Consider the following 24,470-nt stretch of genomic DNA (forward strand, 5'->3'; position numbering starts at 1 on the left):
ACCGCTGCCAATTCAGGCTTCCGTCAGCACCACCTCATCGGCGCCGTCGTGTTCCCGCAACAACACATGGACATGCTCACCGGGGCCGACCTGGACATCCAGCCCGGTATAATCGGCCTGGATGGGCAGCTCCCGACCGCCGCGATCCACCAGGGCGGCCAACTGAATGCAGCGGGGACGACCCAGGTCCATCAGGGCATCGAGGGCGGCCCGGATGGTCCGACCGGTGTAAACCACATCATCCACCAGCACCACCACCTTATCCTTGAGGGCGAAATCCAGGGTGGTTTTTTTCACCACCGGATTCTGGGCCACCAGGCTCCAGTCATCCCGATAGAGGGTGATATCCAGGCTGCCGGTGGGCAGATTGATCCCGAACTGCTCCTGGATCAAAGCCTGGATCCGCTGGGCCAGATAGACCCCACCGGTATGGATGCCGATGATCGCCAGGTTCTCCACCCCATGATTATGTTCGACGATCTGCATGGCCATCCGGGCCAGGGAACGATCAACATCATCCCCATCCATCAGGCGTGTCTTAACCTTGTGCATCCCCGCTCCTCCCTTGCCAGAAGTAATCCACCCCCTTTTGGGCCACCAGATTGATCGCCTCGGGATAGGCTTCGCACTCGGCGGCAAAAACCTTGGCGGCGATGGACTCCGGGGGTTCACCATCGGCCAGGGCCACACACTTTTGTACCACGATCGGACCTTCGTCGTAAATCTCGTTGGCAAAGTGAACCGTGCAGCCGCTCACCTTCACCCCCCGGGCATGGACCGCCCGGTGAACCCGCATGCCATACATCCCGGCCCCGCAGAAGGAGGGGATCAGCGATGGATGGATGTTGAGTACCGCCCGCCGCAAAGAGTCCGGCGGAGTATAGAGCTTGAGAAAGCCCGCCAACAGCACCAGATCCACCGGATATTGGGCGATGATCCGGTTGATCGCGGCGCTGTCCGCCGCCTGGAAGGCGGGATAGCCATAACCCCGGGCCTTTTCCAGGCCCAGGGCGTCGGCGGTATTGGCGATCACCACTGCGATCCGGCCAACCATCCGGCCATCGGCAATCCGCTGGTGAAAATTATCCAGGGTCCGGCCGGAGCCGGAGAGTAACACCGCCAGATTCATGGGCCTGTCCTTTACGCGAAATAGGGGTTACTGTCCAGATCCACCTTTTTCAGCCAGGCGGTGATGGTGGTATCGTAAGAGCCGGTGAGATCAAACACCTTGACCGCCAGCTTGAAGCGGGTCTTCAAAGTGGTATTACCGTGCTCCTTCAGTTCGGCCAGCACCTGGGGGTAGTCGGCGGGATCGACAATCACCGTCACGTCACGAAAATTCTTGGCCGAGGAGCGGAGCATGGTGGGGCCGCCGATATCGATGTTCTCGATGGCGTTGGCCAGGGTGCAGGCGGGATCGGCCACACTCTTCTCAAAGGCGTAAAGGTTGACCGCCACGATATCGATGGGCTGCAAACCATGTTCGGCCATCTGGCGCAGGTGCTCGGGGTTCTCCTTCTGGGCCAGAATCCCGCCGTGCACCTTGGGATGCAGGGTCTTGACCCGCCCATCCAGCATCTCGGGAAAACCGGTGAACTCGGCCACATCCTTAACCGGGATCCCATGCTCCCGCATCTTCTTGGCGGTGCCGCCGGTGGAGAGAATTTCAATCCCCAACCGGGCCAACTCGCCGGCAAAATTCTCGATTCCGCTCTTGTCGGTAAGACTGATCAACGCCCTTTCCGCTTTCCGCATCTTTTCCTCTCCTGCTCACTTTTGTATCTGTTAGAGATATACTATTACAACTCGTCCTTACGGATAAATTTCTTGATCAACCGCCGATCCCGCTTGCCGGGACGACCGACGGGAAGCTGGGGCCCGGCCTGGCGGAACAGCCGCCGCTCCTCGCTGGCGGCCTGCCGGGCGGCCAGGCTGGCGGGAGTCTCCTCGTAGAGTTCGGCCGCCTTGGGAGCGGAAAGTCGCTGTCGGCTGAGGCCCCGCACCAGCACGACAAATTCCAGCCCCCCCTTGTGGATCTCCAGCCGGTCGTCCGGCCCCACCAACCGGGCGGGTTTGACCCGTTCGCCGTTGAGATGGACCTTACCGCCGCTCACCGCCTGGGAGGCCAGGGCGCGGGTTTTAAAAAAGCGAGCCGCCCAGAGCCAGATATCTATTCTGATCTTCTCCACCACCCCGGTTTTAAACCATACCCGGCCCTGATTTGCAATAACCGTCGGCGGACAAGCCCCCAGCCCGGCCCAATTTATCTCCCGTCACCTTTCCCTTTCTCTCCAGCCGCGAACAGGGTATAAAATGGGCGACCACCGGTCGTGGCCCAACCAGATCAAAAACCGCCCCCGGCGGCCTAACCGTAAAAAAGCGCATGGAACTACAGAGCGTCGGCATCAAGGATATCAGGTACCCCATCACCGTGCGGGAAAAATCGGGCGGGCTGCAACAGACCGTGGCCAGCATCGACCTGCTGGCCACCCTGCCCCGCCAGTACCGGGACACCTGCGTGACCACCTTTATCGAGGTGCTCAACCAGTACCAGGAGGAGATGAGCAACCGCATCTTCCGCAAGCTGCTGGTGGAGGTTAAGGAGCGGCTGCGGGCCGATTCGGCCCATGTCGAGATGACCTTCCCCTACTTCCTGGAGAAAAAGGCGCCGGTCAGCGGCACCCCCAGCCTGATGGAGTACCGCTGCCGCTTCACCGGCGGGATCGGGGCCGACGAAGAGTTCATGCTTTCGGTCTGGGTGCCGGCCACCACCCTATGCCCCTGCTCCCGGGAGATCAGCGCCAATGGTGCCCACAACCAGCGGGCCGAGATCAACCTCAACGTCAAATACCGGGAATTTATCTGGCTGGAAGAGCTGATCGCCATGGCCGAGGCCGGCTCCTCCTGCGAGGTTTTCGCCCTGCTCAAACGACCCGATGAAAAGTATGTCACCGAACAGGCCTACCACAATCCGATGTTCGTCGAGGACGTGGTCCGCAAAGTGGCCCAATCGGCCCTGAACCACCCCGCCATTAACTGGTTTTCGGTGGGGGCCGAAAGCTTCGAGTCGATCCACAAGCACAGCGCCTACGCCTACGTCGATAGCGACGACCTGTAAAAAAACCGGGCAAAAAAGGGATCCGGTCGCCATGTTCGCCGCCATCGCAATCATTGGTCGAGATGACGATTATCAGCACGGGCCTACTGCAGATTGAATTCTCCTGAAATCAGCTCCCCAAGGCTGCTGTTATAAACGGTGGCCTTGTACGTGCCGCGAGGATTATCGCCCCAATCGTCGTAGACTGATTCGCTGACCGCATCATAGCGACTATCACAATCAACGGAGGCCCATACCGTTTTTTGATCATTACCACCTAAATAGGGCGACTCCAGATATTCATTCCAATCATCCCAACGATCTGAACCGTCCGGATACTGCAGGCGGATATAGACACCTGAAAGGGCTTCGCTCGGCGGACGATTCTGGGTTATCCAGATCCCGATGCACCCAACATCGTAGGCATTAAAGGATGACGCAAAGGTGGTCGGAACTGTCAGCGAGTCAACCCACTGGTCTTCAAAAAACTGGATGGTGAACTCCTCATCCACAGCAATTTTCACCGCCCACAGCCGAGCGGAGTAATTGCCCTTGAGGTTGAAAAGATGCGAGTGGTCGGCAAGCAACTCTCCCTCGTCGCTGCCCACCACCGCCCTGGTGACCTTGATCTCCGCGGCCAGAGACGTGTCGGTGACGCCCCGGTTCACCGCCAGCAGATAGAGCACTTCATTGCCCTGGACCGTCGTGATCTCCAGCTCGTCGCCATCGCTTAGCACCTGATCGGGAGCCAGTATCTGATTGCCCGGTCGCCGCGCCGCCGCCCCCTCGGGCCCCCGGAACACCCGCAGTTCGGCATTGGCCCCGCCCGCCACGGCCAGTTTCAGGGTGTCCCCCGAATTCAATTCCAGGCGTTCTTTCTTCTCCGCGATCTCATTCCCCACCACGACGGTACTGAAATCCGCGACAGGAAAAGACTTAAGGGGAGAGTTATCGGCAAAAACCGCCCAGGCGGCATATTCGGCATAGTAGTCCCCCAGAGTCGACGGGGAAAAATGTTGGTTTAAAACCTCCAAAGGATTGCCCTGGGCCACGGCACCAACCAGCAAGCGGAAGTTGGCATACTTGGCCTCCACCAGGAACTGGACAAAGGCGGAAGCGGCATACTCATATTCCCGCTTCCAGGTTCCCGTGTGCCCGGTTGGACTTCCCGTGCTGTTCAAAGGATGGCTCAACAGGTCCGCCCTGGTCCCGGCGTTAAGGTACACCAAGCGCTCGTTACCCCAGGCGATCCGACTGCCGGCGAACTCGGCCGTGGCCTCAAGCCACCAGAAGTTGGGGGGACGGTTGCCGGCGGTACCGGAGCGCATCCCCAGAAGAGTGTAGTACTCCGCCTGAATCCGGTGGAAAAGCTCATGGCCGATCACATGGTGGGAGCTCTTGCTGCCGGTGAAGTTTTTCAGTTCCCCGGAAGGGAAGTGCAGGCGCTGGCGAATTTTTTCATACTGGGGATCCCGGACGCCCAGGCCGGTGGTCAAGGACCAATAGGAATCGATCTTGACATTTACCGGGTTATGCCATTGGCCGTAGAGCCACCCCGGGGTGACGGTGGGATCTTTGAAGTCGCGGGCCTTGTAATTGCTCAGGGCGTCCTCGAACACCTTGCCGATATCCTGAATATAGACCGGGTAGTTCACATTGTAGGGAACAGTGACCTGGGGCCGACTCTGGCTCCAGTTATAATCATTGCCGAATAATTCATCATCATCCATGGCGCTGCGACTATAGAAAAAACGAAAATTACCCTGCGGGGTCACATAGATATCGTTGAGCAGCTGCTCGCCGGCCCTGGCGCCGGCCTCCACCAGCATCAGAAAACCGAACAAACTGAGATGGTCGGTTACCGCGTAGATCTCCCCATCATCCGCGTTCACCTCATAGGGCAAAGTCTGCCACTCCCCCTCCTGCTCATCCCAGCGCATGACCACCAGCTGTTCAGCCGCGCCGAATCCGGGATCGAGCAGATCGGGATCGTATTTCATGCCGATTACCACCTCACCGTCAAGCTGGGTCAGCCCCTCAATGCTTACATCATAGGTGACGGGGGAGGAGTAGGGAGCGAGAGCGCTGGGGGGCGGATTTTCCACCCTGGCCAGGGTGAGCTTGCGGGGGGAGTCGAGAATCCCGGGGGGAATAATGATGCCCACGGAACCGGCCGCGGTCACCACGGTATTAGTGGCCGCAGGCGCAACGGTTTCTTCGTGGAGGGAGATCAACTGGGTGGGCAGGATTACAAACGGTACCCCATTGCCTCTATCCTCCCCGGCGCCCATGCTGATCTCAGCCGACGCGGCGGCAGCGGGGATCATTAGCTCGGCGGCATTTTCGTTGACGGCGACAATGGAGGTCTCCTGCCCGGCATAGTAGGCGCGCAGGGTGGTCAAGTCACCGACATAGGGACTGGCAAACCAAACCGTGACATAAGAGCCGGAGGGGCCCTCCTGGGGATAGTACTCCTTGATCTGCGGGGCAGAACCAGCCGGCAGCGAAGGATTATCAACCGGAGCGCCAACCCCGGCATCACCGCCTCCCCCACCACAAGCCACAAGAACCCCCAGCAGCATGGCCACCAGCAGCCAAGCCGTCGTACTCGCCAGCGTACTGAAAAACCCGGCGAAAACTCCTCCGTTCCCCACTGCTTCCATTGAGTCAAGTCGGCGTTGATCAACCCGCATGTTTCCCCCTCCTTGTTTACGCACTGTTTTGTCCAAAGGATTGTTCACGCTGGGGGGGGTATGACCTACCACCCAGCCCACGGAGCATAACAGGGGCCTAAAAGGAGGGAATCACCCATATGGGTGAAACCGCAATACAGGTTGATTTTTTTTACCGCGCCAAACGGGAAAGCAACTGGGTCAGAATCTGGTTGAAGCCTGACGGGTCCTCCATCTGCAGGAAGTGACCGGCGCCGGGAATGATGGTCTCCTGAACAAAAGGGGCACAGCGGTGGCGAGCGGATTCGGGAATCAGGGCCCCATTGATGGCGTGGATGGGGATCCGCAGTTCGGCAAAGGCGGCGGCCGGGTCCCAGGAAAGCAGATCACGCCAGAGGGGCAGAGCCCAGGCCGGATCGGCTTGGGCCATTTCCCGGCTCAGCTTCCGTTTGAGCTCCGGGGGGGTGGCCGGGGTGGAGGTCTGCTCCACCAGGGCGGCAATGGCGGCGGCAAAATCGGCGGCGAAGGGGCTGAAAACCGCCTGGACGGTCTCTGGAGACAGCCCCCCATAATCAATAATGAAGGTGTCCACCAGAACCACGCCCTCGGCCACCCCCGCCAGGCGCCGGGCGGCCTCCAGGGCCACCGCCCCGCCCATGGAGTGGCCCACCAGAATCACCCGGCGGGCCCCAAGCTCTCCGACGCAGGCTTCCAGGTCGGCGGCTAAACTTTGCACCCCCCAGACCTGGCGTCGGCCCGCCCCGGAGTCACCATGCCCCGGCAGATCAACCGCCGCCACCGCCTGTTCACGCCCGAAACAGGTCAGCTGCGGCTCCCAGTAACTCCGGCGACAGGTCCAGCCATGGACAAAAAGCAGCAAAGGTTCGCCCTCGCCCCGGCGCTCACCAACCAGGGTGACCCCATCATGCCCCCGCAAATTACAAAGCACGGTTCCGGCAGCGGACAGCTTACTCATCAGCCAAATCCTCCCATATTATCTCCGACGGACCGGACCGGCCAACAACAGCTTCATCAATGCGGCCTGGCTGCTGGTACCGGTCTTGAGAAAAATCGCCTTGAGGTGGGACCTTACCGTATGCAGGCTGATATGGCAGTGTCGAGCCACCGCCGCCGGCTCGGGGGTCACCGTCATGGCCCGGGCGACCCTGATTTCCGCCTCGGACAATTCATAAAGCCGGCGCAAGCGACCGGCGTCAATCAAGGCCCCGGCGGCGGGGTCATGGAAATAGACCGCCACATGAGCTGCCGATTCACCCTGGACCGACACCTCCGGGTGAATCGGCCGGATCAGCAGTTGCATCCGCACTCCATCGGCGCCCGGAACCTCCACCAGTCCGCCAGCCCCGTTGAACCGGCGGCTGGCCGCCGCGCGCAAGCTTTGCCGCAACAACTTTTGCAGGTGATCGTCGGCGGCTGCGTCGGTCAGCCGCAGCCGGCCGTCGACGCACCCCAGGCCGCTCCAGGTGCTCCACAACTTCTCAGCCCCGGGACTGGTGTACACCGGCCGCAACTCATGGTTCAGCAGCAAAAAAGGCAGGGTTTCACGCCCCGCCGCCCGGGCCACGGCCTCGTCCCGAACCCGGGCTGCCGCAATCTGACTGGCCAGGACCAGTGACTGCCGGAGGTGAGGAACGAAGCCGTTGATAAACTCGGTTTCCGCCTCGCTGTAGTATCCTTGGTCCCGGGTGCGTTGAATCAACAGCTGTACCGAACGTTCGGTGTCCTGATAAATGGTGCCACAGACCCCGTGGTGAATGTCCTGGGGCCCGGCCCAGTCATTGAAGAATTCGGTACGGTAGAAATCGGGTTGCCGGCAACTGAAGTGAAGATAGGTGGAGTAGAGCCGGCCCGGCTTTTTACGCCGCAACTCCGGGCGCCAGGGGCAGGCATTGACATAATGTTCAACATATCGCCGATGCCAGTTGTCGTCGATATTGAGTTTGCAGCTGGAGATAACCCGATCGGCCTCGGCATTCAGCATAAGAAGGCGGGCGGAGCGTGAACGGGTAAGGTCCACCAACTCCCGCAGGAAGGTCGACCAGGCGGCGGAGTCGCTGATGGTGGCATAAATTCCGGCGATCAGCCGTTCCCGCCTCCGCCGCAAACTATCATGCTGCGCCCAACCGATCCCACTTTCCATTATCTGACCAAATGATCGTGACACCCCAGGTGCCGTCCAGAGCCCTGGCCGCCGCCAACCCCCACCAGCTCACCGGCCCCCCAAATTGCCCTTGTTGTGGTGTAGCGCCTGCCCCCCGGTTTGTCAACCAAAACACTCCCTCTCCACCCCGCCATTCCCGTGGTCACAAGGACCGCAGACCGTGGCCGTAAACGGCATAGGAAAAAACACCGGCCAAACAACAACCAGACCACGGAAAGGATTCAGCGATAAAGCCCATTTTGCTCAATGTAGGCGGCCACCGGGGCGGGAACCAGGTCGGCAAGCGACTGGCCCCGGCGAGCCCGGGCGCGAATATTGGTGGCCGATACCGGCACGGCGTTCACCGAGCAGGGGTAGACCAAGCCGCCAAGGCGATGGCGCCAGGGCCGGAGATCGGGATCAACAGCAAGGCCGGGGGATGATTCCACCGCCGGCGGGGTAAAGCCGGGCAGATCACCCAGCAGGTGGGCCAGCCGGCCGGGGGCCAGATCGGGGCGCTCCGCCACCAGAAAATCGGCGTAGCGAAACAGCTCCTGATAATTCTTCCAGGTGGTGATTTCGGCAAAGGCGTCGGAGCCGATGATAAAGAAGAGGTCGCAGGCGGCGGGCAGGTTTTGCCGCAGCTCCCGCAGGGTATCGATGCTGTAGGATGGTCCCAGCCGCTGCCGCTCCATGCGGCTGACCACCATGGCTGACTGGTCGGCCAAAGCCAGTTCCAGCATGGTCGCCCGATGGCTAAAGGAAGAGACCGGCTCCCCCTGCTTGTGGGGAGGCTGGGCGGCGGGGATGAAGACCACCAGATCCAGGGCAAAGCCGTCACGGGCCGCCGCCGCCAGCACCAGATGACCGTTATGAACCGGATCGAAGGTCCCGCCCAGAACTCCCACGCGCCTGCCCGGCTCCACCCTGAAATCCATGGGCGGCCCTAAACCCTGACCTGGCCCTCGCCATAGACGATAAACTTGCGGGTGGTCAGCTCACGCAGGCCCATGGGGCCATAGGCATGGAGCTTGGTGGTACTGATCCCGATCTCGGCCCCCAGGCCGTACTGGCCGCCGTCGCTGAAACGGGTGGAGGCATTGACCATCACCGAGGAGGCGTCCACCTCGCGGATGAAACGCTGAGCCCGGGGGTGGTTGCTGGTAACGATCACCTCGGTGTGCTGGGAGCCGTAGCGGACAATATGGGCCATGGCCTCGTCGATATCGTTCACCACCTTGACCGCCAGAATCAGATCGAGGAACTCCATCCCCCAGTCTTCCTCGGCGGCCGGCTTGGCGGTGGGAGCCAGGGCCAGAGTCTGGGGACAGCCCCGCATCTCCACCCCGGCGACCGCCAACCTGGCCCCGATGGCGGGCAGGAACTCCGCCGCCACCGCCCGATGGACCAGCAGGCACTCCAGGGCGTTGCAAACCCCGGGGCGCTGGATCTTGCCGTTGATCACGATATTGGCCGCCATCTCCAGGTCGGCGCTCTCATCGACAAAAACATGGCAGACCCCCTTGTAGTGCTTGAGTACCGGAATTCGGGAGTTTTCGGCGACAAAACGGATCAGACCCTCACCGCCCCGGGGGATGATCAGGTCGATCTCCTCCTCCAGGCGCAGCATGCAGGTCACCGCCTCGCGATCGGTTACCGGAATCACCTGGATGGCGGCCGGGGCGATCTCCTCGGCGGCCAGGCAATCCTGCAGCACCCTGGCCAGGGCCAGATTGGAATGGAGGGCTTCGGAGCCGCCCCGCAGGATCACGGCATTACCCGCCTTGAGGCAGAGGGCGGCGGCATCGACGGTGACGTTGGGGCGGGACTCGTAGATCATTCCGATCACCCCCAAAGGGATCCGCATCCGGCCCACCATGATCCCGCTGGGCCGCCGGACCATCTCGGAGATCTCCCCCACCGGATCGGGCAGGGCCGCCACCTCTTTCAGACCGGCGACCATGGAATCGAGCACCTTGTCGCTCAAGGCCAGCCGGTCCAGCATGGCGGCGGAAAGCCCCTTTTGCCGGCCGGCGGCCAGATCTTTTTCGTTTTCGGCCTGAATAAACTCCTTGCGGGCCACCAGGGCCTCGGCCATGGCCATCAGCACTCGATCCTTGACGGTGGTTGAAAGATTGGCGACCTGCCGGGAGGCCCGGCGGGTTTCCTGGGCCAGGGCCCTGATTTCCGCTTCCATGCTCATCGTCCTCTCCTTTTGGCTACTCTTGCCCGATCAGAACCAGGTTATCCCGGTGGATAACCTCATCGGCATCTTTATAACCTAAAATATCGGCAATGGCCGAGGTTTTTGCCCCCCTGATGCTGCGCAGGGCCTCGGAGTCGTAGGCCACCAGGCCGGCGGCCAGGACCTTGCCCTCCTGGTCCAGGCAGTGGACCGGATCACCCACCCCAAAGGCACCGCGCACCTCGACGATCCCCGAGGGCAACAGGCTGCGCCCACCCTGGACAATGGCCCGGCAGGCCCCGGCATCCAGGATCAGAGAACCCTTGGGCCGCAGGGTATAGGCGATCCAGTGCTTACGCCCCTTCATCTTCTGGGGTTCGGGTAGGAAAAAGCTGCCCACCTCCTCGCCGGCAAAGAGGCGGGTCAGGATCTCCGGCTCCCGGCCCGGGCCGATGAAGGAGCAGCCGCCCCGGGCGGCCACGATCCGGGCGGCCTTAAGTTTGCTCAGCATGCCGCCGGTGCCCACCCCGCTGTGGGCCGCGCCGGCCATGGCCTCGATCTTCTCGTCGATCCGAGCCACGGTGCGCAGCGGTCGGGCGGCGGGATCAAGGGCCGGATCAGCGGTATAGAGGGCGGCCACATCGGTGAGGCAGACAAAGAGATCAGCCTCGGTCAGGTTGGTGACCATGGCGGCCAGGTTGTCGTTGTCGCCGAAGCGCAACTCCTCCACCGAGACGGTGTCGTTTTCGTTGATGATCGGCACCAGCCGCCACTGCAACAGGGTGAAAAGGGTGTTGCGGGCATTGAGATAGCGATCGCGGCGGGAAAAAACGTCGTGGGTGAGCAGCACCTGGGCCACCTTGGCGCCAAGCTGCTCGAAGATCTTTTCATAGGCCCGCATCAGGCTGCTCTGGCCAATGGCCGCCACCGCCTGCTTTTCCCGCAGGAGCAGAGGCCGATTGCCCAGGCCCAGCTTGCGGCGCCCCGCCGCCACCGCTCCCGAACTGACCACCAGCACCTCCCGGCCCTCCCGGCGCAGTTGCTCGAGCTGATGGGCCAGGCTGTCCAGCACCGGATAGTTCAACCCTTCGGCGGTGGTAAGCACCGCCGAACCGATCTTGACCACCACCCGCCGGGCCCGGTCCAGCCGGCAACGCCTCTGGCGCAGTTCCTCTTCACTCATGGCTCTCTTCCTGCCCGGCGGGCTCCTCCCCGGGCGGCTCAACTTGGGGCAACTGCCGGGAGATATCACCGATCAGTTGGGGCAGCCCCTGCCCCTCCAAGGCCGAGATCGGCAGGACCTTGACACCTGCTTCGGCAAAGCGCTCCCGCAACTCCCGCAGCTGCCGTCCTTCGGCGTTGAGCAGATCGACCTTGTTGAGTACCACCAGACGGGGTCGCTGCAAGAGGTCGGCCTGGTACTGGGCCAGTTCATTCTCCAGCATCCGGTACTGCTCCAGGGGATCACCATCCCGGCCGGAGGCGTCGATCACCTGCAGCAGCAACCGGGTCCGCTCAATATGGCGCAGAAAGGTGTGACCCAACCCGGCGCCCAGGTGGGCATCCTCGATCAGGCCGGGAATGTCGGCGATGGTGCAGGGGGGACGATCGGGAAAAAAAAGCACCCCGAGCTGGGGTGAGAGGGTGGTGAAAGGGTAGTCCGCCACCTTGGGGGTGGCGGCGGTGAGCTGGGCAAGCAGGGTCGATTTACCGGCATTGGGCAGGCCGATCAGCCCCACATCGGCGATCAGCTTCAACTCGATGCGATACCAGAGCTCCTCTCCGGGTTTACCCTTGGTGGCGATCCGGGGGGCTCGATTGGTTGAGGAGGCAAAGTGGACATTGCCCCGGCCGCCCGCCCCGCCGCGGGCCACCACAAAACGCTGACCATCCCGGACCAGATCGACCAGGACCTCACCGCTTTCCACCTCCCGCAGCACCGTGCCCAGGGGCACCAGCACCAGGCAGTCTTCACCGCCCCGGCCATGCATCTTGCGCCCCTTGCCCCCGGTCCCTTTCTCCGCCAGAAAATGGGAGCGGTACTTGAAATCGAGCAGCGAGGTCAGACGAGAGGAGGCCTCGATGATCACATCGCCGCCCTTGCCCCCATCACCGCCGTCGGGGCCGCCCTTGGGGACGAACTTCTCCCGGCGAAAACTGACGCAACCATTGCCGCCATCACCGGCCTTGACAAAGAATTTTGCCTCATCGATGAATGACATAGTGTTTGCCGGCAAGTAAAGGGTGAACCCGGGGGCGACAAAGGGCCAAAGGCCGGGCCGCAAAAAGAAACGTTCACCGGCACCGCCGGGTTGTTAAACTCCGGACGGCAGCGGTGAACGCTGACCAAAAACAGGGTTCGCCGCGGGGCGGTGAACCGAAAAGCAGAGCTACTCGGCGGCCACCGCCGCGGGGGGGTAGACACTGACCCGCTTGCGATTGCGGCCGAAGGTTTCGAAGGTTACCACCCCGTCAACCTTGGCGAACAGGGTATAGTCCCGACCCAGCCCGACATTGGTGCCGGGATGAATCTTGGTGCCCAACTGACGGACCAGGATGTTGCCGGCCCTGACCACCTGGCCACCGAAACGTTTAACCCCACGCCGCTGGGAATTACTGTCGCGGCCGTTTTTCGAGCTGCCGCCCGCTTTTTTATGTGCCATGACTCAAATCCTCTCGATTACAGAATCTCTTTGATTTCCAGAGCGGTGAAGGGCTGACGATGACCGTTTTTCAGCCGGTAACCCTTGCGGCGCTTCTTCTTAAAGACCAGAATCTTCTTGGCCTTGTCCTGCTCGACGATCCGGGCCACCACCCTGGCACCCTCAACCACGGGGCGACCGATCTTGACCTCGGTTCCGTCCGCCACCAGGAGGACATCGTCCAGCTCCACCGTATCCCCGACCTCGCCCACGAGTTTTTCCACCCGCAGACGCTCACCGGGCGCCACCTGGTACTGTTTGCCACCGGTGCGAACTATTGCGTACATAGCTTCCTCCAAATCTCGACTGTCGCCGTCTGCCCGCAGCCAGACGGCCCTATAAAGTAAACCCCGATACATAGCCTCACCACCGCAAATTGTCAAGCAGAAAGTACTCCCTGCCGGCGGGGTCACGACCAGATCAGATCATATTTTTCCGGGTGATTATCCTTCAGCGGCATGATATGGATCCGCTTGCCGCACTTCTTCTCCAGGTAATCCACGGTGTCGGCCTCCTCCCGCAGGATCAGTTCCGCCACCCGGGGATGGGAGCGGACGGTGACCGCCCCTCCTTCCCGCCGGCAAGCCTCCCGCTCGATGGTGCGAAAAATTTCATAGCTCAAGGTGCGGCTGGAACGCAGGACTCCGGTGCCATGACAGCAGGCGCAGGGCTCACAGAGCAGATGCTCCAGATCCTCCCGGTTGCGCTTTCTGGTCATCTGGACCAGGCCGAATTCGGAAACCCGCAGTATATTGAGCCGGCTTTTATCCTTTTTGGCCGCCTCCCTCAGGGCGTTGAACACCGCCTCCCGGTGCGATTCATCCTCCATGTCGATGAAATCGACGATGATAATCCCGCCGATATTGCGCAAGCGCAGCTGATAGGCGATCTCCTTGGCCGCCTCCATGTTGGTCTTGAAGATGGTCTCCTCCAGCCCGCTTTTGCCGACATAGCGCCCGGTATTGACATCGACCACGGTCAGGGCTTCGGTGGGCTCGATGATGATGTAGCCCCCACAACGCAGCCAGATCTTACGATCCAGGGCGCGGTTGACCTCCAGATCGACCCCATGGGCCTCAAAGAGGGGAGTTTTACCATCGGCCAGCTTGACCCTCTCCTTGAGGTGGGGCGCGAAGGTGCCGACAAAATTCAGCACCCGCTCATAGGTCTTCTTCTCATCCACCAGCATCTGGCCCACTTCCGGGGAGAAGATATCCCGCACCACCCGCAGGGTGATATCGATATCCTCGTAAACCAGGCTGGGCACCGGGGCCTCACCGGCCCGATCCCGAATCTCGTCCCAGGTGTGGAGCAGAAACTCCATGTCCGCCTCGAGATCCTCGTTGCTGGCCAACTCCGCCACCGTCCGGACGATGAATCCGGTGCCGGCCGGGCGCAGGGCCTCGATATCGTTGCGCAGCATTCGCCGCACATCCTCATCCTCGATCTTGCGCGAGATCCCGATATGGTCGGTCATCGGCATAAAGACCAGATTACGGCAGGGCAAGGTGATATGACAGGTAAGCCGAGCCCCCTTGCTCCCCAGGGGTTCCTTGCAGATCTGCACCAGGAGGTTCTGGCCCTCGTGGAGCAGCTCCTCGATATTATGGCCGGGGGTGCGCCGGCAGAGGGTATCACTGTCTTCGCCGCAGCAGGTGGCGCTGCTTTCGCCATCGCATTGGCGGCAATTTTCAAGACGCTTTTCCACCTCGTTGGAGGTGACCAGGACGTCATCGACGTAGAGAAAACCGGTGCGCTCCAGGCCGATATCAACGAAGGCGGCCTGCATACCGGGCAGGACCCGCACCACCCGTCCCCGGTAGATATTGCCCACCAGCCCCTTTTCGGAAGGATGCTCCAGGTAAAATTCCGCCAGATTGCCATGCTCCAGCAGGGCGATCCGGATCTCGTAGGGGTTGGCATTGATCAGCAGCTTGGATGACAAACCATTACTCCTTATTGCGCGTCTTTACTCCACAATTTAAGCACCCGGGCCGCCCGCAGCCGCCCCGGCGCCAGGCCAAAGCAGGCTCCCGCCGCCTCCAGGGGCTTGACCGTGGGCCGGCTGGCCTCCTGGATCAGAACCAGTTCCAGTTCGCCGGGACCGTGGACCACGCAGTCGTGGATGGCGGGGCGAATATCCAGGGTACGATCTCTTCCTTTACGTTGAACTGTCATAACAAATTCAGCGTTGGCCAGCAAGTCGGCCGCCACTTGGGGATCAAATTTCCCCTCCCCCGCCTCCGGCAGGGTGATCCGATAGGCACTGAGCTGGCGAGCCGCCTGGGCCCGGCCTCCCGGCCGCAGGGAGACAACCTCCAGCCCTACGGGCAGTTGCCGGTTGAGGGTATGGCGGGCCGCTTCCGGATCGGCCAGGGGGAGGGTCAGCTCCAGCCAGAGAAACTCCGCCAGGCTTTCGGTCCCCAGGGGCAGGGCCGGGCCAAAAGAGACTTTGGGGGCGGGATTGAACCCCTGGCTGAAGGAGAGGGGCCAGCCGACCCGGCGAAAGGCCCGGAAAAAGATCTGCAGGATCTCCAGATGACCCAGCAGCCGGGCCTCGGCCCGCCGGGCGTAGATCAACCGGTAGCCCACCGCCAGGGGCGGCTTGCCCACCGGGTCGGCGGGAGAGACCACCTGCTTTGGGACCTGTTCCCCACCCCCCCGCCATTCCCGGAAAACCACCGGCTTCACCCGCTTGAAATCGCAGAGCCCGCATTTGGCGCAGCCATGGACCCGGCAGTCGGGGGTGTACTCCTCTCCCAGAGCTTTCCGGTATTCCTCGACCAGGAACCGACGCTCCACCCCCACATCGAGATGATCCCAGGGCAGGGGCTCATCATCCCGGCGACGACGCAGGTAGGAGTCCAGATCCAGGCCCAGCTCGGCGGCGGCGGCTTGCCAGCGCTCCAGGTTGAAATGATCGGACCAGGAATCAAAGCGGGCCCCGGCGCACCAGGCCTTTTCCAGCAGCAATCCTAAACGGCGGTCACCCCGGCAAAATACCCCCTCGAGAAAACTCTGGCGGGGATCGTGCCATTTGAGCTTGAACTTTTTGTTGCGCAGTTTCTCCTTGAGAAAATCGATCCGGGCAAACCCCTCGGCAATTCCCAGCTGGGGCTCGCGCTCGAAGGGGGTGTGGGGCTTGGGCACGAAAATGGCGCTGCTCACCGTAACCTGGCCGCGGCCGCTTCCGGCGCGCAACACCTTGCCGGCCAGCTCGGGGATCGCGGCCATATCCTCCTCGGTCTCGGTGGGCAGGCCGAACATGAAATAGAGCTTGATCAACTGCCAGCCCAGGCTGAAGGCGGAAGTGGCGGCGGCCAGCAGGTCCGCCTCGCTAATCCCCTTGTTGATCACCCGCCGGAGCCGCTCGCTGCCCGCCTCGGGAGCCAGGGTGAAACCGGTCTTGCGCACCCGGCGAATCTGCTCCATCATCTCCCGGGTCAGGGTTCCCACCCGCATCGACGGCAGCGACAGGGAGACCCGGCGGGCGGCCAGGGCATCCATCAGCCGGACCAGCAGATCGTTGATGCAGGCGTAATCGCCGGTACTCAGGGAGAGCAGGGCAACCTCATCAAAGCCGCTCTCCTCAAGCTTGCGGAGGGTATCGGCCAACACCTTTTCCGGGTCCCGTTCCCGAACCGGCCGGTAGATGATCCCGGCCTGGCAGAAGCGGCAACCCCGGGTGCAGCCCCGGGCAATCTCCACCCCCAGCCGATCATGGACAATCCTGGTGGCCGGCACCAGGGGTGGGGCCTGGGAGGCCACCGCGTCCAGGTCGGCCAGCACCCGCCGGCGGGGCAGAGGCAAGTCGGGATGGAGCTTATCAATCCCCAACAGGGAGCCTTGCCCATCGTAACGGGGCTGGAAGAACGAAGGAACATAAACCCCGGCCACCCTGGCCAGCCGCGGCAAAAGCTCCAGCCGCCGCCACCCTTCCCGCTTGGCTCGCTCAACCAGGGTCAGGATCTCCGGCAGGGCCTCTTCGCCGTCCCCCAGGAGGATGGCATCGAAAAAGTCGGCCACCGGCTCGGGATGGAATGCGCAGGGCCCTCCCCCGATTACCAGGGGGTGGCCCTCACCACGCTCCGCCGCCCGCAGGGGCAGGCCGGCCAGATCCAGAATGGTGAGAATATTGCTGTAGCACAGTTCATAGGGCAGCGTGATCCCCAAGAGATCGAAATCGGCCAGCGGCCGCCGCGATTCCAGGGAAAAAAGGGGCAATCCCGCCTGGCGCAGGGCCGCCTCCAGGTCGAGATCCGGCGCGTAGGCCCTTTCCGCCAGCCACTCCGGCCGGGCGTTGACCAGATGGTAGAGGATCTGCAAGCCCTGGTGGGACATGCCGATCTCATAGAGGTCGGGAAAGATCAGGGCCAGCCGCAGGTCGGCCCGGGCCCAATCCTTCCTGACCGCGTTAAATTCGTTACCGCAATAACGCCCTGGCCGGGCGATACCGGCAAGGAGGGCGTCCAGATCGATCTTATCCATCTTTAATAATTACCGATAATTGTTCGCTAAATTGCTAACAAAGCCCAACGACCCTATTGTACCTGCTCCAGAAGAAAACCGCGGGGAACAATCAGCTGAAAGTCGGCGGCGGGCGGGCAGTCGGCCAGCATCTCACTCAACCGGAGGGTCAAGTCCAGCCCCTGGTGGCGGCGGGCAAGCAGTTCAATCCGGTGGGGCACCGGCAAAATTTCCGCCGGATCCTCCGTTGACACCAGGCGATACTGATCAAAAACAATCTGGGTGGGGGCCCCGCCCCGCCGCTCGAAAAGCTGAATTCGCCGCACCAGGCCAGGCGAATCGGCGGTGGCCGGCAGGTAGAGCAGGCGGGCATACCGGGGCTCGGCCAGCTCCAGCCAGTAACCACCCTCCTCCCCCGGCTCCCGTTCACGGTAAACCGCGACAATCTCCGGAGCAAAGGGCAAACCACCGCTGAACCAGTCAAAAAGGGATTCGGCCAGGAGTTCCGGATCCACCCCCCCGGGCAGGTAGCGGCGAAAAGCCTCGGCCGTGAGCGGCCCCTCATAGGCCTTGGCCTCGGGCACCACCACCAGTCGAAAGTGGTCACCGGCCACCATCAGGGCCAACACCGGCCGCCCCAGGGGATCGGTGCCGAAAAAGATGAGGCGGGAGGGCCGCATCAGCCGCAGGTAACCCGGCAACATCCCGGAACGCAGCAGGGAGCGCCAGCTCACTTCCACCTCGGCGTCAAGGCAGCGCAAGCGCTGACGCCGCTGGGCCATGGCGGCCGTAAACTCCCGTTCCACCGCCAGCCGGTCCGGACCGAGCACCGGCTCCCCCACCGTTGGCGGACGGATGGCGCAGCCTCCGAGCAGCAGCAAGAGCAGCAGCCCCGGCAACGGGGCGATCAGGCCGGCTAAACCCGGCCTCACCGAGCCAGTTCCTTGCGTTTCTCTTCAATCACCAGCCACCGTTCCCGATCCTCTTCCGGATCGAGCAACTCCAGGGCCCGGTCATAGGCCGCCGCCGCCTCGGTAATCCGGCCCAACTTTCGGTAGGCGTCACCCAGATGATCATGAATCACCGGATCATCGGGCAGGATTTGCGCCGCCTGCTCCAACTCCTCCACCGCCCGCCGGTAGTCGCCGAGCCGGAAGTAAACCCAGCCCAAGCTGTCGCGAATGGCCCCATCTTCAGGTTTGATTCGGATCGCTTCCTCGATATACTCCCGGGCCTTTTCCAGATTCTCGTTGCGATCGGCCCAGGTGTAACCGACGTAGTTCAAGGCGAAGGGGTCGTGGGGATCAAGGGTGAGCACCTCCTGCATCTTGGCCAGGGCCGCATCGGAGTGCCCGATTTTTTCCAGATAGAGGGCGTATTCGAACAGCACCTTGACGGTGCGGCCCAGCTCCCGCAAAGCGCGGTCAAAAACCAGCATCCCCTGCCCGGCGTCCTGCCATTCGGCGTGGAGCAGGGCCAGGGTAACGTAAAAACTGAGATAACGATGGTCCGGATCGGCCAGGGCCCGGGTCAGCACCGCCATGGCCCCAGCGGGATCATCCTGGCCGTGATAAATGCGGGCCAGCATCAGCACCGCCTCCTCGTAGCCGGCATCCCCGGGACGGATCTCTTCCAGCAGGGCCCGGGCTTCGCCAATTCGCTCCATGCGGTAGTAGGCCAGCACCAGCAGGGAACGTACCGCGTCCAGACGGGGCTCCTCGGAGAGCAAACTCCGCAGCAGGGCCACCGCCTCCTCAAGGCGGCCCTCGTCCACCAGAATCCGGGCGATGGTCAGGTCCACATTGCCGACATCGGTGATATAGTGCCGTAATTCAGCCAGTTCGGCCAGGGCGTCATCCACCCGGTTCATCCGCAGATAGAGGTTGGCCAGCAAGCCCCGGGCCCGCTCATCGGTCGGGTCCTCGGCCACCATCTGCTGGTAGAGGCGCAAGCTCTCCTCATAACGCCCGGCCAGCTCATAGGCTCCGGCCAGCTCACGGGCCAGGGCCGGAGACCAGCTCACGGCCAAGGCCCGCTCATAGGAAGCCAGTGCCGCGTCCATCTCACCGAAATCGCGATAAAGCCGAGCCAGATAATAGTGCCCCATCATAAAGCCGGGCTGGTTGACGGTCAGCTCTTCCAGGAGTTCCCGGGCCACGCCCAAACGCTCCCCTTCCACATAGAGGGCCGCCAGCAGCAGGGTGATATTGGGGTTGCCGGGGTCCTCGGCCAGGATATCCCGGTAGATGGCCGCCGCCCGCTCGGGCTCCCCGGCGGCACTGTAAAGGTTGGCCAACAGCCCGCGGGAGGCGGTATCCTCCGGTCGCAGCTCAACCATCCGCTGGACCCAGATGAGCGCCTCGGCCCGCTTGCCCTGGCGCAGGAGCAGCATCGCCAGGCTGCGCATCACATAATCGGCCTCGCGGTCACAGAGCAGGGCCTGTTCGTAGGCGTAACGGGCCTCCTCCAGACTGCCATCCAGCTCGGCGCTCTTGCCCCAGGCAAAGTGGTAATAGGCGCAGGCCGGAGAAACCGCCTCCTCATAAGGCTCCAGTTCGGCGGCAAAACGAGGGGTTGAGGGGTCCGCCGGCTGGGCGCCCCGCCAGGCACAACCGCCGGTGGCCGCCAAAAGCAGCAGTAGAACGATGAGGGTAAGATTATATCTGGTCATGGTCGTCCGCGTTTGCCTGAATAAGGGCCGGCGAGCCGGTTGCCAACAACCCTTTCTGGGCCAAAAGCTCGCGAACCGGGGGCCAAACCTGGCGCCGGACCTCTTCGATGTCGCCCATGGCGTCAATCCGCCGCAGTCGAGAGTCGTGGAAACCAGTGAAAATCTCCGCCACCCGGCGCAGATAATCTTCCTGTTCAAAATCATTGAGACTCTCCCGCCGTAACTCCCGCACCCGCCGGACCCCCACCGCCGGCGGCGCCTCCAGCAGCAGGACCAGATCGGGCCGGGGCGCGAACGACTCATTGAGGGCCAGCAGGGCGGCAGGATCATGGCCCGCCGCTCCCTGATAGGCGACGGTGGAAAAATAGTAGCGATCGGTCAGCACCACCTTGCCCGCCGCCAGGGCCGGCGCGATCAGTTGGATCACATGTTCCCGGCGATCCTCCACAAAAAGACGCAACTCCTCATCGGGCGGCAGGGAGGCTCGCTTTAGAAACATCTCCCGAATCCGGCGGCCATGGGGGCCATCGGTGGGCTCCCGGGTGGCCACCACCGCCAGCCCCAACTCCCGCAGGCGTCGGGCCAGTAACTCAATCTGGGTGGACTTGCCGGTGCCGTCGATCCCCTCAAAGGCGATCAGGACGCCCCGTTTAACTGACATGGTTGCCACCACCCCTTCTTCTGTTAACCACAATGCGGCCCGCCAACCGGAAAGCCGCCTTCAGACTGGCGGGATCGGCCAGCCCCTGGCCGGCGATATCGTAAGCGGTGCCATGATCCACCGAAGTGCGCACGATGGGCAGGCCGATGGTTACATTCACGCCATCCCGAAAGTGCAGAAGCTTAAAGGGGATCAGCCCCTGATCATGATAAAGGGCCACCACCGCGTCATATTTACCCTGGGCGGCCTGATAAAAGACGGTGTCCGGCGGAAACGGGCCGAACACCGTGAACCCTCCTCCGGCCAGCTCGTTGACCCGGGCCACGGCCGGGGCAACGAGCTCAATCTCCTCCCGACCGAACATGCCCCCCTCCCCGGCATGGGGGTTGAGCCCGGCCACGGCGATCCGGGGCTGTTCCAGGGCAAAATCGCCCCTCAGGGCACTGGCGGTGAGCAGGAGCAGGCGGGTTATCCCCTCGCGACTAAGGGCCGCCGCCACCTCGGCCAAAGGGCGATGGATGGTGACCAGGGTGACCCGCAGACGTTCGCCGGCCATCATCATGGCATATTCCGGACTATTAGACAAGGAGGCAAGCATTTCGGTGTGGCCGGGATAATGATAGCCGCCGGCGTTGAGCATCTCCTTGCCGATGGGGCAAGTCACCATGGCCGCCAACTCCCCCGCCTGAATCAGGCGCACCGCCTCGACGATGGCGGCGCCCATGGCCCGGCCACTGGCCACGGTGGGGTGCCCCCAGGCCGGCGGGGGATCAAGCCGAGAAACCGGCAATACATTGAGGGCGTCCTCCCGCGGGATCTGGCCCGGCTGCCAGGGTTTGAGCGGCACCGCCAATTTCAGCTCCCGGGCGCAATTGGCCAGGACGCCGATATCGCCCAAAACCACCGGCAAGAAGGGGTTGGCCGGCTCCCGATCGCGCCAGAAGCGGAGGATAAGCTCCGGGCCAACGCCGGCTGCACAACCCATGGTGATACCGATAAGATCCAATGGTTGTCGACCAGCCATCCTAGTAACCATCCGCCAGCTCGAACGCGTTTTTTACCAACTCAATCTCCGGTTTGCCCCCGACAAAGGTTACCGCCACCACATCGAAACGGGCGGCGGGGCGATCGCTGCGCTCCCGGAGCAGATACTCTTTGGCCGCCCGGGTGATTTTAGCCTGCTTGCGTCGATCAACCGCCTCCAGGGCCGAACCGAAGAGATCACCGCGACGACACTTGACCTCGACAAAAACCAGCTCACCGGCCTCCTCGGCCACCAGGTCCAGTTCGGCCCCACGAGTCCGATAATTGGCCGCCAGAATCAGATAGCCGTGCTGAACCAGGAAATCGCGGGCCAACAGCTCGCCGCGCCGGCCCAGACCCTGCCGCTGCCGGGTCACCGAGACCCCTCCCCGGGCCTGCCCTGCCCGGCCTGGGCCAGGGCCAGCCCCACCGGCTTGAAGCTGCGCCGATGTTCGGGACAGGGCCCATGTTCCCGCAGCAAACGCCGGTGTTCGGCGGTGCCGTATCCTTTGTGTTGCTGGAAATTGTATTGGGGATATTGCTGATGGAGTTCCGCCATGATCTCGTCCCGTCGCACCTTGGCGATGATACTGGCGGCGGCGATGGAGGCGCTGCGGGAATCACCCCGGACCAGAGCCTGTTGCGGCAACGGGAGGGCCACGGTGAACTTGCCGTCCACCAGCAGATAATCGGGCAGCAGGCCCGCCGGGGGCGACGCCAGGGCCTGCACAGCCTTCTTCATGGCCAACAGGGCGGCCTGGAGGATATTGATCCGATCGATCTCCGCCGCCGAGACCACCCCCAGGCCCCAACAGGCGCCGGGCAGGGCGAAGAGTCGGGCCGCCAGGTCCCGTCGACGCTCAGCCGTCAGCTGTTTGGAATCTTTAAAAATTCCCGGCTCGCACTGCCTGGGCAGGATAACACAGGCCGCCACCACCGGTCCCGCCAGGGGACCGCGGCCGGCCTCGTCGGTGCCGGCGACCAGCCGGTAACCCTGCCCCCACAGCGAACGTTCAAAGGCCAGGGAGTCGGCCTCAACCGGCTCCCTGGCCCACAAGGTTCGCTTTCCCGAGGGCATCCGGACGGAATCAGTTATTGATATCCCGTTCGCGAATCCGCGCCGCCTTGCCCCGCAGATCCCGGAGATAGTAGAGCCGCGACCGCCGAACCCGACCGTTGCTGATCAGTTCGATCTTTTCCACCTGGGGAGAGTGGAGGGGAAAGGTCTTTTCCACCCCCACCCCGTGGGAAACCTTGCGGACGGTGACGCTGGCGCCCATGGTGCCGCGACGACGACGAATTACCACCCCCTGGAAAATCTGGACCCGCTCCTTGGTGCCTTCCACGATTCGAAAGTGGACCTTGACGGAGTCACCGGGACGGAATTCCGGGTGGTCATGGCGCATCTGTTCCTGTTCGATCTGGGCAATAGCGTTCATTACTCTTCCTCTTGATATTTGGTAGTGATGCAGCTTAAGCAAAATTAAACTTCTCTTTAAGTAACGGCCAGTAGGCGATCCATAATGATCGCCGCCGCCGACCGTACCGGCAAATGATTATAATCGCCGCCGCCGCTGATCGGCGGCAGGAAAGCGTCAACCCCCTCCAGGGCTTCCGGGGCCAACCCCCAGGCGGTGCCCAGCAGGATCAGGGTCGTCCCCCCTTCGGCCAAACGCTTTTGCAGGTCCTGATAGGCAATCTCCCGTCCCTGGGCCCGGGCGCTGGTGGCCACCACCAGGGGGGCTTCTCCCCGCCGGGCGGTGATCTCGGCATAAAGGCCGGCCAGATCCGGCACCACCCGCACCAGCTGGAGGGCCTCTTTGCGAGCCGGATTCAACTCCCCACCCCGGCCGGTGAGCCAGTGGGCCAACAGTTCCGCCACCAGACTCTGCTGGTCGGCGTAAGGGGTGACCAGATGAAAACGGTCAATCCCGTATGTGCGACCGGTCCTGGCGATATCATGGATATCCAGGTTGGTCACCGCCGAACCGATCAACTCGCCCCGGCGATTGTTCACCGGGTAATGGACCAGGGCCACCTCCAGCCATTTTCCCGCACTCATCGTTTCATTCTCCGCCATTCCCGGCCGGGGGTAACGAAATGTCGTTTTCCCGCAGCAACTTGCGTTCTGCCGGAGTAAACTCCATGGCTGCCACCAGCTCCGGGCGTCGGGAGATGGTCCGGCGCACCGCCGCCAGAAAACGCCAGCGCTCTATGGCGGCGTGATCGCCGGAGAGCAGCACTTCCGGCACCTCCCGCCCTGCAAAAATCCGGGGCCGGGTGTATTGGGGATACTTCAACCCGCCGCGACTGCCCCGACTGAAGGTGTCGTTCTCGGCCGAATCTCCGCAGCCCAGCACCCCGGGCAGCAGCCGAATCACGCTGTCCAGCAGGACCAGAGCCGCCGGCTCACCGCCGGTGAGGATGTAATCACCAATGGACACCTCAAGGTCAACGTAGGCGGCCCGAAACCGTTCATCCACCCCTTCGTAGCGGCCACAGACCAGAATCAGCTGTTCCTCCCCGGCCAACTCCTCGGCCAGTTGCTGGTCCAGGGTGCGCCCCTGGGGGGTGAGCAGCACCACCCGGGCGTCGACCCCACTCCCCCGCGCCTGCTCAACGGCGGCGGCCAGGGGTTCGGGTTTCATCACCATCCCCTCCCCGCCCCCGAAGGGACGGTCATCGGTCATGGCATGTTTGTCCGTGGCATAATCACGGATATTATGGGTCTGGATCAGCACCAGCCCATCCTGGACCGCCCGCCGGATCATCCCCTCGGCCAGTGGCGAGCTGAAAAAGTCCGGAAAGATGGTCAAAATATCAAAACGCAT

The 24,470-nt window shown here is 62.6% G+C and carries 24 protein-coding genes and 1 pseudogene; 1 reads left to right on the top strand and 24 read right to left on the bottom strand.

Annotation, left to right across the window (positions count from 1 at the left end; translation table 11 throughout):
* Positions 1-12 precede the first annotated feature (12 nt).
* From pyrR to ACHHRT_RS06715, 4 genes and pseudogenes are all read right to left on the bottom strand, one after another.
* Positions 13-552 carry a bifunctional pyr operon transcriptional regulator/uracil phosphoribosyltransferase PyrR gene (gene pyrR / locus ACHHRT_RS06700; protein WP_395498980.1) on the bottom strand — a complete coding sequence of 180 codons (540 nt, stop codon included), beginning with the start codon at positions 550-552 and terminating at the stop codon, positions 13-15.
* A complete protein-coding gene (purN, locus tag ACHHRT_RS06705; protein WP_395498981.1) occupies positions 539-1,129 on the bottom strand; it encodes a phosphoribosylglycinamide formyltransferase in 591 nt (196 codons plus the stop codon). Before purN ends, pyrR begins: the two co-directional genes overlap by 14 nt.
* A gap of 50 nt (positions 1,130-1,179) precedes the next feature.
* Positions 1,180-1,755: pseudogene (locus tag ACHHRT_RS06710) on the bottom strand (IMP cyclohydrolase); the annotation flags it as partial.
* 44 nt (positions 1,756-1,799) lie between these two features.
* Positions 1,800-2,189, bottom strand: a complete 390-nt coding sequence (locus tag ACHHRT_RS06715) for an RNA-binding S4 domain-containing protein (protein WP_395498982.1) — start codon at positions 2,187-2,189, stop codon at positions 1,800-1,802.
* 194 nt (positions 2,190-2,383) lie between these two features.
* Between ACHHRT_RS06715 and folE2 the strand changes: the two genes are divergently transcribed.
* Entirely contained in the window at positions 2,384-3,118 is a 735-nt protein-coding gene (folE2, locus tag ACHHRT_RS06720; protein WP_395498983.1) for a GTP cyclohydrolase FolE2, read from the top strand.
* An 83-nt stretch (positions 3,119-3,201) separates the two neighbouring features.
* On the opposite strand, the gene ACHHRT_RS06725 is transcribed toward folE2, so the two are convergent.
* The 20 genes from ACHHRT_RS06725 to trmD form a co-directional block, all read right to left on the bottom strand.
* Positions 3,202-5,790, bottom strand: a complete 2,589-nt coding sequence (locus ACHHRT_RS06725; protein WP_395498984.1) for a hypothetical protein — start codon at positions 5,788-5,790, stop codon at positions 3,202-3,204.
* Positions 5,791-5,941: 151 nt separating this feature from the next.
* Positions 5,942-6,745: an alpha/beta fold hydrolase gene (locus ACHHRT_RS06730; RefSeq protein WP_395498985.1), complete on the bottom strand. Its 804-nt coding sequence runs from the start codon at positions 6,743-6,745 to the stop codon at positions 5,942-5,944.
* 18 nt (positions 6,746-6,763) lie between these two features.
* The gene (locus ACHHRT_RS06735; RefSeq protein ID WP_395498986.1) at positions 6,764-7,930 is read right to left on the bottom strand and encodes a helix-turn-helix transcriptional regulator; all 1,167 of its coding nucleotides are present in this window, start codon (positions 7,928-7,930) and stop codon (positions 6,764-6,766) included.
* Positions 7,931-8,172: 242 nt separating this feature from the next.
* The gene (gene nadD, locus ACHHRT_RS06740; protein ID WP_395498987.1) at positions 8,173-8,868 is read right to left on the bottom strand and encodes a nicotinate-nucleotide adenylyltransferase; all 696 of its coding nucleotides are present in this window, start codon (positions 8,866-8,868) and stop codon (positions 8,173-8,175) included.
* A gap of 8 nt (positions 8,869-8,876) precedes the next feature.
* Positions 8,877-10,133 (bottom strand): glutamate-5-semialdehyde dehydrogenase, encoded by a 1,257-nt coding sequence (locus ACHHRT_RS06745; protein ID WP_395498988.1) that lies wholly within the window; start codon positions 10,131-10,133, stop codon positions 8,877-8,879.
* Between the two features lie 16 nt (positions 10,134-10,149).
* Positions 10,150-11,298, bottom strand: a complete 1,149-nt coding sequence (gene proB / locus ACHHRT_RS06750) for a glutamate 5-kinase (RefSeq protein WP_395498989.1) — start codon at positions 11,296-11,298, stop codon at positions 10,150-10,152.
* Complete coding sequence (gene obgE, locus ACHHRT_RS06755; RefSeq protein ID WP_395498990.1) at positions 11,291-12,337, bottom strand: GTPase ObgE; 1,047 nt, start codon at positions 12,335-12,337, stop codon at positions 11,291-11,293. The genes proB and obgE overlap by 8 nt, the downstream gene beginning before the upstream one ends.
* A 168-nt stretch (positions 12,338-12,505) precedes the next feature.
* Positions 12,506-12,778, bottom strand: coding sequence for a 50S ribosomal protein L27 (gene rpmA, locus ACHHRT_RS06760; protein ID WP_395498991.1), 273 nt, complete (start codon positions 12,776-12,778; stop codon positions 12,506-12,508).
* A 17-nt stretch (positions 12,779-12,795) separates the two neighbouring features.
* Positions 12,796-13,104, bottom strand: a complete 309-nt coding sequence (gene rplU / locus ACHHRT_RS06765) for a 50S ribosomal protein L21 (RefSeq protein WP_395498992.1) — start codon at positions 13,102-13,104, stop codon at positions 12,796-12,798.
* 122 nt (positions 13,105-13,226) lie between these two features.
* On the bottom strand, positions 13,227-14,762 hold the full coding sequence (locus ACHHRT_RS06770) for an Rne/Rng family ribonuclease (RefSeq protein ID WP_395498993.1): 1,536 nt from the start codon (positions 14,760-14,762) through the stop codon (positions 13,227-13,229).
* Between the two features lie 11 nt (positions 14,763-14,773).
* The gene (locus ACHHRT_RS06775) at positions 14,774-17,305 is read right to left on the bottom strand and encodes a TIGR03960 family B12-binding radical SAM protein (protein WP_395498994.1); all 2,532 of its coding nucleotides are present in this window, start codon (positions 17,303-17,305) and stop codon (positions 14,774-14,776) included.
* Between the two features lie 53 nt (positions 17,306-17,358).
* The gene (locus ACHHRT_RS06780; protein WP_395498995.1) at positions 17,359-18,216 is read right to left on the bottom strand and encodes a hypothetical protein; all 858 of its coding nucleotides are present in this window, start codon (positions 18,214-18,216) and stop codon (positions 17,359-17,361) included.
* Complete coding sequence (locus ACHHRT_RS06785; RefSeq protein ID WP_395498996.1) at positions 18,213-19,955, bottom strand: tetratricopeptide repeat protein; 1,743 nt, start codon at positions 19,953-19,955, stop codon at positions 18,213-18,215. The genes ACHHRT_RS06780 and ACHHRT_RS06785 overlap by 4 nt, the downstream gene beginning before the upstream one ends.
* Positions 19,942-20,616, bottom strand: coding sequence for a dTMP kinase (gene tmk / locus ACHHRT_RS06790; RefSeq protein ID WP_395498997.1), 675 nt, complete (start codon positions 20,614-20,616; stop codon positions 19,942-19,944). Before tmk ends, ACHHRT_RS06785 begins: the two co-directional genes overlap by 14 nt.
* Positions 20,606-21,601, bottom strand: a complete 996-nt coding sequence (gene pdxA, locus ACHHRT_RS06795; protein WP_395498998.1) for a 4-hydroxythreonine-4-phosphate dehydrogenase PdxA — start codon at positions 21,599-21,601, stop codon at positions 20,606-20,608. The genes tmk and pdxA overlap by 11 nt, the downstream gene beginning before the upstream one ends.
* 40 nt (positions 21,602-21,641) lie before the next feature.
* Complete coding sequence (locus ACHHRT_RS06800) at positions 21,642-22,016, bottom strand: YraN family protein (RefSeq protein ID WP_395498999.1); 375 nt, start codon at positions 22,014-22,016, stop codon at positions 21,642-21,644.
* Positions 22,013-22,696, bottom strand: coding sequence for a ribonuclease HII (locus tag ACHHRT_RS06805; protein WP_395499000.1), 684 nt, complete (start codon positions 22,694-22,696; stop codon positions 22,013-22,015). The genes ACHHRT_RS06800 and ACHHRT_RS06805 overlap by 4 nt, the downstream gene beginning before the upstream one ends.
* 31 nt (positions 22,697-22,727) lie before the next feature.
* Complete coding sequence (gene rplS / locus ACHHRT_RS06810) at positions 22,728-23,078, bottom strand: 50S ribosomal protein L19 (RefSeq protein ID WP_395499001.1); 351 nt, start codon at positions 23,076-23,078, stop codon at positions 22,728-22,730.
* Between the two features lie 56 nt (positions 23,079-23,134).
* Positions 23,135-23,701 carry an RNA methyltransferase gene (locus ACHHRT_RS06815; RefSeq protein ID WP_395499002.1) on the bottom strand — a complete coding sequence of 189 codons (567 nt, stop codon included), beginning with the start codon at positions 23,699-23,701 and terminating at the stop codon, positions 23,135-23,137.
* Positions 23,702-23,705: 4 nt separating this feature from the next.
* Positions 23,706-24,470 (bottom strand): tRNA (guanosine(37)-N1)-methyltransferase TrmD, encoded by a 765-nt coding sequence (gene trmD, locus ACHHRT_RS06820; protein ID WP_395499003.1) that lies wholly within the window; start codon positions 24,468-24,470, stop codon positions 23,706-23,708.

This window comes from Desulfurivibrio modestus (genome assembly GCF_044068625.1).
Taxonomy (GTDB): Bacteria; Desulfobacterota; Desulfobulbia; order Desulfobulbales; family Desulfurivibrionaceae; genus Desulfurivibrio.